Source organism: Massilia sp. (genome assembly GCF_046293535.1).
Lineage (GTDB): Bacteria > Pseudomonadota > Gammaproteobacteria > Burkholderiales > Burkholderiaceae_D > Telluria.
The window spans coordinates 142,604-154,908 of sequence record NZ_JBKBOV010000008.1 but is presented as its reverse complement, the minus strand read 5'-3'; the positions used below and the strand labels follow the sequence as shown (position 1 = coordinate 154,908).

Here is a 12,305-nt window from a genome sequence, read left to right as displayed (position 1 = left end):
CTGCAGCCGCTGCCCCGGCGCCTGCCGCAGCACCGGCCGCCGCAGCTGCGCCTGCTCCTGCCGCCGCCGCCCCGGCGCCTGCCGCAGCCGCCCCGGCACAGGGCGTGACCGGTTCGAAAGCCCACGCCTCGCCGTCGATCCGCAAGTTCGCCCGCGAACTGGGCGTGGACCTGGCGCGCGTGCCGGGCACCGGCCCGAAAGGCCGCATCACCCAGCAGGACGTGCAGAACTTCGTCAAGGGCGTGATGGCCGCCGGCCCGACCTCCGCGGCACCGTCGAAGGGTGGTTCGGGCGGCGGCATGGAAGTGCTGGCCTGGCCGTCGCTGGACTTCTCGAAGTTCGGCCCGACCGAGACCGTGGCCCTGCCGCGCATCAAGAAGATCTCCGGCCCGAACCTGCACCGCAACTGGGTCATGATCCCGCACGTGACCCACTTCGAGGACGCCGACGTCACCGACCTGGAGCAGTTCCGCGTCGATTCGAACGCCGCGCTGGCCAAGCAGAAATCAAGCGTCAAGCTGACCATGCTGGCCTTCGTGATCAAAGCCTCGGTTGCGGCACTGAAGAAGTTCCCGCAATTTAATTCGTCGCTGTCGGAAGACGGCGCCAGCCTGATCGTCAAGCAGTACTACAACATCGGCTTCGCGGCGGACACGCCGAACGGCCTGGTGGTCCCGGTCGTGAAGGATGCCGACAAGAAGACGATTTCGCAGATCGCCGTCGAAATGGGCGAGCTCTCCGCACAGGCGCGCGAAGGCAAGCTGAGCCCAGCCGCGATGCAGGGCGCGACCTTCACCATCTCCTCGCTGGGCGGCATTGGCGGCACGGCCTTCACGCCGATCATCAATGCGCCGGAAGTGGCGATCCTGGGCCTGTCGAAGTCGGCGATGAAGCCGGTGTGGGACGGTTCCACCTTCCAGCCACGCCTGATGCTGCCGCTGTCGCTGTCCTACGACCACCGCGTGATCGACGGCGCGGGCGCCGCTCGCTTCGCCGCCTACCTGGCGGACGTGCTGGCCGACCTGCGCAAGACCCTTCTGTAAGGAGCGCCGAATGAGCACTGTTGAGGTAAAAGTACCGAACATCGGCGACTTCAAGGACGTCGAGATCATCGAACTGCTGGTCAAGCCGGGCGACACCATCAAGGTCGACCAGTCCCTGGTGACCGTCGAGTCGGACAAGGCCAGCATGGAGATCCCGTCGACGAACGCCGGCGTGGTCAAGGAAGTCAAAGTGAAAGTCGGCGACAAGGTGAACGAAGGTTCGCTGCTGCTGATGGTGGAAGAGTCGGGCGCCGGTGCTGCGCCGGCTGCAGAAGCCAAGCCGGCAGCAGGGATCGGCGCGCAGGCAGCGGCGCCGACCGCCGCCGCCGCGCCGACCGACTCGTATGCGCCGGCCCATCCGGCGCCGGCGGCCACCCCCGCTGCGGCGCCTGCGCCGGGCGCGGCCAGCTACAGCGGCCCGGTGGACATCGAATGCGAAATGATGGTGCTGGGCGCCGGCCCGGGCGGCTACTCGGCCGCCTTCCGCGCGGCCGACCTGGGCATGAACACCGTGCTGGTCGAGAAGTACGCGACCCTGGGCGGCGTCTGCCTGAACGTGGGCTGCATCCCGTCCAAGGCGCTGCTGCACGTGGCCCACATCATGGACGAGACCGCGCACATGGCCGACCTGGGCGTCTCCTTCGCCAAGCCCGACGTCGACATCGACAAGCTGCGCGCCTACAAGGATGGCGTGATCAAGAAGATGACCGGCGGCCTGAACTTCATGGCCAAGGCGCGCAAGGTCAATGTGGTGCAGGGCGTGGGCCAGTTCCTCAGCCCCAACCACATCGAAGTCACCGCAGCCGACGGCTCGAAGAAGGTCGTCAAGTTCGCCAAGGCGATCATCGCCGCCGGTTCCTCGGTGGTGAAGCTGCCCTTCGTGCCGGAAGACCCGCGCATCGTCGATTCGACCGGCGCGCTGGAACTGCGCCAGGTGCCCAAGCGCATGCTGGTCATCGGCGGCGGCATCATCGGCCTGGAGATGGCCACCGTGTACTCGACCCTGGGTGCGCGCATCGACGTGGTCGAGATGATGGACGGCCTGATGCAGGGCGCCGACCGCGAGGCCGTCAAGGTCTGGCAGAAGTACAACGCGCACCGCTTCGACAACATCATGTTGAAGACCAAGACCGTCGGCGTGGAAGCGTTGCCGGAAGGGATCAAGGTCTCGTTCGAGGCAGCGGAAGCCGGGGCCAGCGCGCCCGAGCCGCAGCTGTACGACCTGGTGCTGGTGGCCGTGGGCCGCAGCCCGAACGGCAAGAAGATCGCCGCCGAGAAGGCCGGCGTGGCGGTGACCGAGCGCGGCTTCATCGGCGTGGACGGCCAGATGCGCACCAACGTGCCGCACATCTTCGCCATCGGCGACCTGGTGGGCCAGCCGATGCTGGCGCACAAGGCGGTGCACGAGGCCCACGTGGCGGCGGAAGCGGCGCACGGCGAGAAGGCCTTCTTCGACGCCAAGGTGATCCCGTCGGTGGCCTACACCGATCCGGAAGTGGCGTGGGTCGGCCTGACCGAAGAGGAAGCCAAGCAGAAGGGCATCCAGGTCGAGAAGGGCCACTTCCCGTGGAACGCCAGCGGCCGCGCGGTCGCCAACGGCCGCGAAGAGGGCTTCACCAAGCTGCTGTTCGACGCCGAGACCAAGCGCATCATCGGCGGCACCATCGTCGGCACCAATGCCGGCGACATGATCGGCGAAGTGGCGCTGGCCATCGAGATGGGCGCGGACGGCGTGGACATCGGCAAGACCATCCACCCGCACCCGACCCTGGGCGAATCGATCGGCATGGCGGCGGAAGCCTACAAGGGCGTCTGCACCGACCTGCCGCCGGCACGCAAGAAGTAAGCGCTCTCTCAAGCGCAGGCAGTAAGCAAGGGACCGTTCACGCGGTCCCTTTTTTTGTCACATCCGCAGATAATGAACAAGCATCTTTGTGGCAACATAATTGCAATTAACTAACAATTATTTGCAGTGCATTTTTTCTCGCTTATACTCGCTGTCCCATTATTTTGGCAGCACAAGCATGACCGCAGTACCTCCTCTGGAAGCCGCCGATCAGCCCGTAGAAAAGCGCGAAACGGCGCGCGCATTCAATTACTATCCCTTGTTGGGCGTCTTGCTGGCGATCCTGATGGCCGGCCTGACATATGGCGGCTTGTTCCTGCTGCTGGGCGAGATAGGCAAGCTTGGATAGCCTGCGGGCATCGGCTCGCCGCAGCGCTGTGGAAGATTTTCAATCGTGACAGCATCGCTTCGCTGTATTGACTTGTATGATGGGAGCGTGTGGCGGTGAGCCACTTGCCGCCGCTTGCGTGTCAAGCCACAGGGGGAGAGTGCCATGGTTGAATACGGCAATGAATACATCGGGACGGTATTCGTCCTGCCCGAAACGCGCTGCTTCGAACTCAGGACTACCGTGCATGGCGAGCCGCATCTCGTCCACGGCACGGTTTCCCAGCAGCTCGCCGCGCGTTTTGCGGAAGCTGCGCCGGATTACATCGATCCGCGCCAGCTGTCGCTCCAGCCGCGCCGGGTCGAAGTCATGACCCGCGAGATCCACGAACGCCACCGTGCCCCGCGCAAGGTGTATTGCCTGAGCCGGCTGTTCGACTTCGAGCCCCGCTCCCAGGATACACCGGCGCCGGTCATGGCCGGCTGAGCGCGGCGACACCGCAAAAAAAAGCCGCCCGGCTTGCGCGGGGCGGCTTTTCGGTGTGCCGGTGCGTTCAGGTAAATGCGATGAAGCGTGCCGGGATGTCGATGCTGCCGGACTGGGCAGCGGCGGCATAGGCGCGCATTTCCGCAACGACCGCTTCCAGCTGTTCGTTGTTCGGGTTTTGCAGGAATCCCTTCATGCGTTCCTGCAGGGAAGCCTGCTGGTCGCGCCATTCGTAACGGGAAGACTTGCTCATGCTTCCTCCTCGCGGCGAACAGCCGCTGTCGTTTTATTGTTCATGACATCCTCCATTAATAAGGATGTCAGATTGTCATAAAAGCTTGCCCAGGGTCGGTGCGATGACGCACAGACCCGTTTTTGACCATATGGTCAAAAAATGCTGCGGTAAAACAACTCTAAACGTTGGGCAAGCTGGCGCCGCGCTTCCTGGCGCCGCGCTTCCTGGCGCGGTGGGGCGCGCCTGGGAAGGAGATAGCCTAGGGTGGTCGGCTTCGCCGACCGGGCGTTCAAGCGGCTGCAAGATCATCCGGCTTTGCACCGGAGCAGCAGGCTACAATGCGTGATCACTCAAGCATACGAAGATCCGCACCCATGTTCCTGCCCGCACGCGCCTTGCTCATCGCCGCCCTCCTGGCCTCCAGCGCAGCCTCCGCCTCATCCTCTTCCCAGCACTGGCAAGCCGTCCCCAGCGGCACCGGCGCCGAACTGCGCGGCCTGTCGGTCGTGAGCGGCAAGGTCGCCTGGGCCAGCGGCGCCAAGGGCACCGTGCTGCGCACGGTCGACGGCAAGGCGTGGCAGGCGATGCAGGTGCCGGATGCCGACAAGATCGATTTTCGCGACATCCACGCTTTCGACGCGCAGACGGCCGTCGTGATGGGGGCGGGGCCCGGCGCGGCCTCGCGCATCTACCGCACCGGGGACGGCGGCGCGACCTGGCAGCTGGTCACCACCAACGCAGTAGCCGAGGGCTTCTGGGACGCGCTGGCTTTCTGGGACAAGGACAACGGCATCCTGTTCGGCGACCCGGTCAAGGGCAGCTTCCAGGTCTACACGACGAGCGACGGCGGCCGCAGCTGGCAGGAAGTCCCGGCCAAGGGACTGGAGGCGATGCCGAACGAGGGCGCCTTCGCCGCCAGCGGCACCTGCCTCACGGTGGCAGGCAGCACCGACGCCTGGATCGCCACTGGCGGCAGCGCCAGTTCGCGCGTGTTCCACTCCACCGATCGCGGCAAGACCTGGCGCGTGTCGTCCACACCGATCCCGGCCGGCGCGGCCGCGCGCGGCGTGTTCTCGGTCGCCTTCCTGAATCCGAAAGAAGGTTTTGCCGCCGGCGGCGACTACAAGGAAACCCGCATGGCCGGCACCAACGGCGCCTATACCGTCGACGGCGGCGCCAGCTGGACGCCGGTACAGGTGGCGCCGGCCGGCTACATGTCGGTGGTGGTGCCGGTGCCGGGCGCGCCGCGCGCGCTGGTGGCCGCCGGCCTGGCCGGATCGGGCTATTCGCCCGACGCTGGCCGTACCTGGGTCGAGCTCGACAGGACGCCGATGAACACGGTCGGTTTTGCCGGCCCGGCGCAGGGCTGGGCGGTGGGGCCCAAGGGCTTGCTGATGAAGTATGCCGGTCCCGCGCTGTACCGGCAGCAAGGGCAGTAACAGGACAAGCGTTACAATCGCCGGACTACAACTATTTGACTAGAGACACCATGAAGAAATTCCTCGCTCCTCTCGTGCTGTTCGCAGCCATCGCCGGCGCTTATGCCAATGCGGCCGAACCCGCCACGGCCGCCCAACTGGGCACCATGGCCAAGCGCTTCGCGCCGGTCGAGCTGAAGGCCGACACCTCCAAGCTCTCCAAAGGCGACCGCGCCGCCATGGCCAAGCTGATCGAAGCGGCCAACATCATCGATACCCTGCAACTGCGCCAGCGCTGGGCCGGCAACGAAGCCCTGTGGGCCGCCTTGCAGAAGGACAATTCCGAACTCGGCCGCGCGCGCCGGGACGCCTTCTGGCTGAACAAGGGCCCCTGGTCCAGCCTGGACGACAACCAGTCCTTCATGCCGGCCGAGTACGCGGGCATCAAGATCCCGGCCAAGAAACCGCTGGGCGCCAACTTCTACCCGGAGAACGCCACCAAGGAAGCGCTGGAGGGCTGGATGAACGGCTTGCCGAGCGCGCAGAAGGCCGATGCGCAATGGTTCTTCACCGTGATCCGCACCGGTCCCGACGGCAAGTTCCGCACCGTGAAGTATTCCGACGAATACCGCCCGGACCTGGAGAAGCTGGCCAAGCTGCTGCGCGAAGCGGCCGCGCTCACCGACAACGCCTCGCTCAAGAAATTCCTGAGCCTGCGCGCCGACGCCTTCCTGTCCAACGACTACCTGGCCTCGGACTTCGCCTGGATGGACCTGGACTCGCCGGTGGACGTCACGATCGGCCCGTACGAAACCTATAACGACGAGCTGTTTGGCTACAAGGCCGCCTTCGAAGCCTATGTGAGCATCCGCGACCAGAAGGAAACGCAGAAGCTGGCCTTCTTCGGCAAGCACCTGCAGGAACTGGAAGACAACCTGCCGCTCGCCAAGCAGTACCGCAACCCGAAGGTCGGCGCGATCGCCCCGATGGTGGTGGTCAACCAGGTATTCGGCGCCGGCGACGGCAACATGGGCGTGCAGACCGCCGCCTACAACCTGCCGAACGACGAGCGTGTGATCCGCGAGCGCGGTTCCAAGCGCGTGATGCTCAAGAACGTGCAGGAAGCGAAGTTCGAATCGACCCTCAAGCCGATCTCCAAGCTGGTATTGCGCCCGCAGGACCAGAAGGACCTCGATTTCGACTCCTTCTTCACCCACATCCTGGCGCACGAGATCATGCACGGCCTCGGCCCGCACACCACGAAAAAGAACGGCAAGGAATCGACCCCGCGCCAGGACCTGAAGGAAACCTACTCGACCATCGAGGAAGCCAAGGCCGACATCACCGGCCTGTGGGCGCTGGGCTACATGATGGACAAGGGCCTGCTGAAGGACACGCTGGGGCAGGGCGCCGCTGCCGAGCGCAAGCTGTACAACACCTTCCTGGCGTCCGCCTTCCGCACCCTGCATTTCGGGCTGACGTCCTCGCACGCGCGCGGCATGGCGATCCAGATGAACTACCTGCTCGACAAGGGCGCCTTCGTGGCCAATAGCGACGGCACGTTCTCGGTGGACTTCAAGAAGATCAAGGGCGCGGTCACCGACCTCGACCGCGATTTCCTGACCATCGAAGCCACCGGTGACTACGAGGCCGCCAAGGCGATGATGGCGAAGTACGTGGTGATCCGTCCGGAAGTGCAAAAGGCCCTCGACCGTCTCAAGTCGAGCGTGCCGAACGACATCCGACCAAGCTTCGTGACGGCGGCGGCGCTGACGAAATAAGCAGGGAAAGCGGCGGCATTGGTATGGACGCAACAGTGCCGCCGCGTTTACTTAACTTGAACTGAAAGCTGCGTCAATCCATACAAGGGGCATGTTATAGTCGCTGCATTGCTTGGGAGAAATTCCCGGGCTGCAAACGACCAGAACATGACGACGAAGCCCCTTACCACTGGCGCGCGGCTGGCCATCGGCTACGGCGCCGTGATCCTCCTGATGATCGCGCTGTGCGTGCTGGCCGCGGCGCGCGCGGGGCAGATCGAGCAGCTGCTGTTCCGCATCGACGAGGTCGGCGGCATCAAGCAGCGCTACGCCTTCGAACTGCGCAGCAGCGTCTACGACCGTGCCATCGCGCTGCGCGACGTCGTCCTCGCTCCCGATTCCGCCGCCGCGGCCGCCCCCATCGGCCGCCTCAAGACCCTGGCCGACGCCTATGCGCGCGCCGCGTCGCCGCTGGACGCGCTGTTCCACGAACTGCCGGGCATTCAGCCGGCGGAGCGCGAGGCGCTGGCCGCCATCAAGGAACAGGAACGCCGCACCCGCCTGCTGGTCGACCGGGTGCTGGCCCTGCATGCGCTGGGGGAGACGCGCGACGCGGCCGCCCTGCTGTCGCAGCAGGTGGCGCCGGCTTTCGCGGACTGGCTCGCCAGCCTGAACCGCTTCATCGAACTCGAGCAGAAACTCGCGGCCAAGGACATGGCTTCGACGCGCCAGCTGGCGTCCGGTTTCGCGCAGTGGATCGTGCTGCTGTGCGCCGGGGCGGTGGTGGCGGCCGTGGCCGGCACCTGGCGTGTGGTGCGCGCACTGCCGGCGGCCGAACAAGCTGCGCCCGCGCCCGCGGAAGATGCCGTGGCAGCCGGCGCGGAAAGCGCGGCTGCGCCCAAGCGCGTCGACGACATCGTCGGCGCCATCGATGGCCTGGCCTTCCGCGCCAATATCCTGGCGCTCGACGCCGCGGTGCAGGCGCTGCGTACCGGCGAAGCCGACGAAGAACAGACCGCCGCCGTGCAGGAATTGCAGGCGCTGGCGCTGCGTTCCACGGCCGTGGTGAAGGATATCCGCGACCTGGTCGGCAGTCCGGTGGCGCACATGGAAGACGCCGGCGCGCTGCAGGCGATCGCCAACGCGGTGGCCCGCGTCACCGCCGTCACCTCGGCGATCGGCCTGGAAGAAGACCAGTCTCGGGCGCAGACCGAAAGCGCGCGCCGCACCACGGCCCTGCTGCAGGCCTCGACGGCCGCCGCCGCCATGGAAGCCGAGGCGCAGCGCCTGGCGGCCATGGTCGCCCCGGTGCTGCCCGCCGGGGAAGCCGAAAAGCAAAACTGACAAGTTTAGCGTTCTCGACACAGAGGAAAATATTCCCGAAAGTAGGGCTTGCTCACGGGCTAGAATTGCCGATAGGCATTTCATCGTCCTTGGGAGAATTTTCGTGTTCAAGCCCCTGATCCTCTCCGCGCTCGCCGCCCTGGCGGCGGCGCCGGCACTCCAGGCTGCCGAGCTGACCGCACTGGAACAGCGCTGGCTCAGCGCTGCGCAGCCAGTGCTGGCGTACTCCCAGCAACTCAAGCTTCCCCTCGACATCACCGTCCAGCCCCAGCCGCGTCCCGGCGACGTGCCGCTGGCCATGGGTTTCGACAAGGGCCGCTGCAAGCTGGTCATGTCCTTGCGCAACAATCCCGATGCCGAGACGATCCTGGCCGGCATTCCCGAGGCGCAGCAAGCGGTGCTGATCGAAGCCATGGCGGCCCACGAGATCGCGCATTGCTGGCGCTACGTGCAGGGCGCCTGGCATGCATTGCCGGCCGGCTTCGTCGAAGTGGGCGAGGAGCGCGCCCTCGACGCCTCGCTGCTGGCGGCCTCGAAGGCCATGCGCGAGACCCGCCGCGAAGAGGGCTTCGCCGACCTGGCCGCGCTGGCCTGGATCCAGCGCAGCAATCCGGACGAGTACGCGCGGGTGTACCGCTGGCTGTCCGGGGTGCGCGCCAAGGTGGCGGTGCCGCGCAGCGGCCACGACACCCGGGCCTGGGTGCGCCTGGCGAGCGACGGCGCCGCCTTCGGCAAGGCCGAGGCGCCGTTCGACGACGTCGATGGGCTCTGGCGCGAAGGCCTGCTCGCGACCGAATGAATCGAGCCGGTTCGCGGCCCCGCAGCAACAGTCGGGGCCGTCAAATGGGCGCTGAGCGGACGAGTGTACGTTGTCGCACAGATGTTGTCGGGCTTGGGGCGTCTAATGATGTCATCACAACAACCGACCACAAGGGACACACCATGAACCGACTCCTCGCCACCCTGCTGGCCTCCGTTGCCGGCGCCACCATCGTCGCCGCTCCCGCTTTCGCCCAGTCCGATGCCGCCGGCTACCGCGCCGCCATGCAGAAGATCGAGAAAGAGCACGACGCCGCCAAGGACAAGTGCGATGCCCTGACCAAGGAAGACGTCTGCGAAGAGCAGGCCGACGTCGCCCGCGCCAAGGCCGAGCTGGCTGCAGCGCAAAAATACGACAACACCCCGGCCCGGGTGAATGCCGCGCAGCGCAAGCTGGCCGACGCCGAGTACGAGCTGGCCGAAGAGAAGTGCGATGCCATGAAAGGCAACCAGAAGGATAGCTGCATGAACACCGCCAAGTCGGTGCGCACCGCCGCTCTGGCCGAGCTCGACGGCAAGCGCGACGACCGCGCCAGCACCACCGGCGGCAGCGGCAGCACCGCCGCCACCGCGGGCGCCGCCGGTAGCGCCGGCCTGGTCGCCTCGACCGACACCAAGGATCCGGTGAAGTCGGCCGCCGTCGAGAAGTGCGACGAGAAGGGCAACAAGACCGCCTGCCTGGTCGAGAACAAGGGCCAGCCGGACACGGCCCTCGAGCGTGCCGGCGAAAAGACCCGCGCCGTCATCGCCGGCGCGGTCGACAAGACCAAGGAAGCCGGCCGCAACGTTGCCGACAAGACCAAGGAACTGACTGCCGGCGCCGCCGCGACGACCGAGCGCGCCGCCGAGAACGCCGGCGACAAGACCCGCGCCACCGCCTCGAACGCGACCGACAAGACCGAGCGCGCCGGATCGCGCGCCGCGTCCAACATGTCCGATGCGGCGATCACCGCCAAGGTCAAGGCCGGCCTGGCCGCCGAGAAGGACACCAGCGCGCTGGCCGTGAAGGTCGAGACCGAGAAGGGCGTGGTCATGCTGAGCGGCTTCGTCGACTCGAAGGCCGAGGCCGAGCGCGCCGAGAAGGTCGCCAAGGGCGTCGAAGGCGTCACCAGCGTCAAGAGCACGCTCAAGGTAAAGTAAGCGCCTCGCAGTAGCCGGAAGCCCGCACGTTGGCCGTGCGGGCTTTTTCTTTTCGGCTACACCGCTTGCCGAGCGGTTCCAGACCGGAGCAACGGTATAATTCCCCTGTGAACAAACTCGAAGCCTTCGGATATATCGCCGCCCAGGCCGCGCGCGGGGACATCACCTTTCCCACCAGCGTGAATGCCGTGCTGCGCCTGCAACTGGCCCTGGACGATCCGGATTGCCATGTGGACGAGGCGATCCGCCTGGTGCTGTCCGAACCGCAGCTGGCCGCGCGCACCGTGGCGCTGGCCAATACCGCGGCCTATGGGCCGGCCGGCGGCGCCCAGGTGAGCAATGTGCGGGCCGCCGTACTGCGCATCGGCTACCGCCGGCTGCGCGGCCTGGTCGCGGCGCTGATGGTGCGCCAGTTCGGCCACCGTATCGCCGACCCGCTGCTGCGTGCCAAGGCCGAGCAGTTGTGGACCCACAGCGCCCAGGTGGCGGCGCTGGCGCAGGCCGTCGCGCGCCATGTCACCAGGGTCGATCCCGACACCGCGCTGTTCGCCGGTATCGTGCACGAGGTCGGCGGCTTCTACCTGCTGTCGCGCGCCGACGAGTTCCCCGGCCTGCTCGAGGACGATACCGAGAACTGGGGCGTGCTGGTCGAGGATGTGGCCAGCCTGGAGATCATGCGCAAGCTGGCGATTCCCGCCGGCGTGGCCGAGGCTATCGGCGGACTGCGCGACGGCGTGCTCGATCCGGCGCCGCACACCCTGCTCGATACGCTGCTGCTGGCGAACCGCTATGCGCTGGTCGATTCGCCGCTGGGCGGCGCGGCGGACGACCACGAAGCCGGCCCGCTGGACGCGGCCATGCTGCAGCTGCTGCGCAGCGAAGCGGCCGAGACCGCGCAGGCGCTGGGCGACCCGACCCTGGTCTGACTCCTCTTCCCCTCTAATCCCAACCGATGATGCCGGCGCGGCCGGCCTGCGTGACAGCCGCCAGCCTGCGCTCGCGCAATGCACGCACCACCGCGCGCACCCGGGGCAGGCGCATCACGTCCGGTAGCGCCGCGATAGCGAACTGGCGCCGCGCCGGGATCGGCAATGGCTGGATGCGTACGTCGGGCGCTTCCGGAAAGCAGGCCAGGCGCGGCAGGATCGAATAGCCCATGCCGCGGCCGACCATGGCGGCGATGCTGGTGTCGTTGCTCAGGGTACGCCCGGGCTCGGGCGCGAACCCGGCCGCGCGGCAGCGCGCCAGGATTTCCGCCGCGCCGCTGCAGGCCAGGCCAATGAAAGGGAGGGCGTCCAGCGCCGGCCAGCCGGTGGGCGCATGGCTGGCCGGCGGCAGTGCGGCCGGGAGCACCAGCACATAGTCGTCGTGCAGGTAAGGGAAGGAAGCCAGCGTGCCGGCCAGCGGCAGTTGGGCGATGCCGATCTCGGCCAGGCCGTCCTGCAGCGCGGCCGTCACATCGAGGCGCTGCTCGCAGCTGTCGTCGATCTCGACGCGCAATTGCGGATGGCGCAGCGCCAGCGCTTCCACCACATGGGGCAGCAAATGGGTGCCGATGCTGCGAAAGCAGGCGATGCGCACGGTGCCGGACAGGCCCCCATCCGCCAGCGCCGCCTCGCGCAGGCCGTCTTCCAGGCGCAGCATCTGGCGCGCCTTGTCCAGTACCCGCAGTCCTGCCCCGGTCGGCAGGGAGCCGGCGCGGCCTCGCGCCAGCAGGCTGACACCCAGTTCGCCTTCGAGCTCGGCGATTGCATGGCTGATGCGCGATTGCGTGCAGCCCAGCTCCGCGGCGGCGGCGCTGAAACTGCCGTGCTCGGCCACGGCTACCAGCATCTTCAGTTGGCTCAGCTTCATGCCATCGAAATCCTTCATGTCAAGCCGGCCAT

General features: G+C 66.9%; 12 protein-coding genes. 10 read left to right on the top strand and 2 right to left on the bottom strand.

All coding sequences use genetic code 11. The annotated features are described in order from the left end of the window. The 4 genes from ACK4S9_RS07105 to ACK4S9_RS07090 all read left to right on the top strand — a co-directional run. On the top strand, positions 1 to 1,043 hold a 1,043-nt coding region (locus ACK4S9_RS07105; RefSeq protein WP_409723416.1), incomplete at its 5' end, for a 2-oxo acid dehydrogenase subunit E2. 10 nt (positions 1,044 to 1,053) lie between these two features. Next, positions 1,054 to 2,889 (top strand): dihydrolipoyl dehydrogenase, encoded by a 1,836-nt coding sequence (gene lpdA, locus ACK4S9_RS07100; protein WP_409723413.1) that lies wholly within the window; start codon positions 1,054 to 1,056, stop codon positions 2,887 to 2,889. A gap of 178 nt (positions 2,890 to 3,067) precedes the next feature. Beyond that, entirely contained in the window at positions 3,068 to 3,238 is a 171-nt protein-coding gene (locus tag ACK4S9_RS07095) for a hypothetical protein (RefSeq protein WP_409723410.1), read from the top strand. 144 nt (positions 3,239 to 3,382) lie between these two features. Beyond that, on the top strand, positions 3,383 to 3,703 hold the full coding sequence (locus ACK4S9_RS07090; RefSeq protein ID WP_409723407.1) for a hypothetical protein: 321 nt from the start codon (positions 3,383 to 3,385) through the stop codon (positions 3,701 to 3,703). A gap of 67 nt (positions 3,704 to 3,770) precedes the next feature. On the opposite strand, the gene ACK4S9_RS07085 is transcribed toward ACK4S9_RS07090, so the two are convergent. Beyond that, positions 3,771 to 3,956 carry a hypothetical protein gene (locus ACK4S9_RS07085; protein ID WP_027865183.1) on the bottom strand — a complete coding sequence of 62 codons (186 nt, stop codon included), beginning with the start codon at positions 3,954 to 3,956 and terminating at the stop codon, positions 3,771 to 3,773. A 356-nt stretch (positions 3,957 to 4,312) separates the two neighbouring features. Here ACK4S9_RS07085 and ACK4S9_RS07080 point away from each other — a divergent pair, with 356 nt between their 5' ends. The 6 genes from ACK4S9_RS07080 (at position 4,313) to ACK4S9_RS07055 (ending at position 11,345) form a co-directional block, all read left to right on the top strand. Next, positions 4,313 to 5,377 carry a WD40/YVTN/BNR-like repeat-containing protein gene (locus tag ACK4S9_RS07080; protein ID WP_409723404.1) on the top strand — a complete coding sequence of 355 codons (1,065 nt, stop codon included), beginning with the start codon at positions 4,313 to 4,315 and terminating at the stop codon, positions 5,375 to 5,377. 50 nt (positions 5,378 to 5,427) lie between these two features. Further along, on the top strand, positions 5,428 to 7,137 hold the full coding sequence (locus ACK4S9_RS07075) for a dipeptidyl-peptidase 3 family protein (protein WP_409723401.1): 1,710 nt from the start codon (positions 5,428 to 5,430) through the stop codon (positions 7,135 to 7,137). 147 nt (positions 7,138 to 7,284) lie between these two features. Beyond that, positions 7,285 to 8,460, top strand: a complete 1,176-nt coding sequence (locus ACK4S9_RS07070; RefSeq protein WP_409723398.1) for an MCP four helix bundle domain-containing protein — start codon at positions 7,285 to 7,287, stop codon at positions 8,458 to 8,460. A gap of 103 nt (positions 8,461 to 8,563) precedes the next feature. Continuing rightward, positions 8,564 to 9,259: a hypothetical protein gene (locus ACK4S9_RS07065; protein ID WP_409723396.1), complete on the top strand. Its 696-nt coding sequence runs from the start codon at positions 8,564 to 8,566 to the stop codon at positions 9,257 to 9,259. 143 nt (positions 9,260 to 9,402) lie between these two features. After that, positions 9,403 to 10,419, top strand: coding sequence for a BON domain-containing protein (locus ACK4S9_RS07060; RefSeq protein ID WP_409723394.1), 1,017 nt, complete (start codon positions 9,403 to 9,405; stop codon positions 10,417 to 10,419). 107 nt (positions 10,420 to 10,526) lie between these two features. Further along, positions 10,527 to 11,345 carry an HDOD domain-containing protein gene (locus tag ACK4S9_RS07055; RefSeq protein WP_409723391.1) on the top strand — a complete coding sequence of 273 codons (819 nt, stop codon included), beginning with the start codon at positions 10,527 to 10,529 and terminating at the stop codon, positions 11,343 to 11,345. 13 nt (positions 11,346 to 11,358) lie between these two features. Here the strand turns inward: ACK4S9_RS07055 and ACK4S9_RS07050 are convergent, their stop codons facing one another. Then, on the bottom strand, positions 11,359 to 12,291 hold the full coding sequence (locus ACK4S9_RS07050; protein WP_409723388.1) for a LysR family transcriptional regulator: 933 nt from the start codon (positions 12,289 to 12,291) through the stop codon (positions 11,359 to 11,361). Between the last annotated feature and the right edge of the window lie 14 nt (positions 12,292 to 12,305).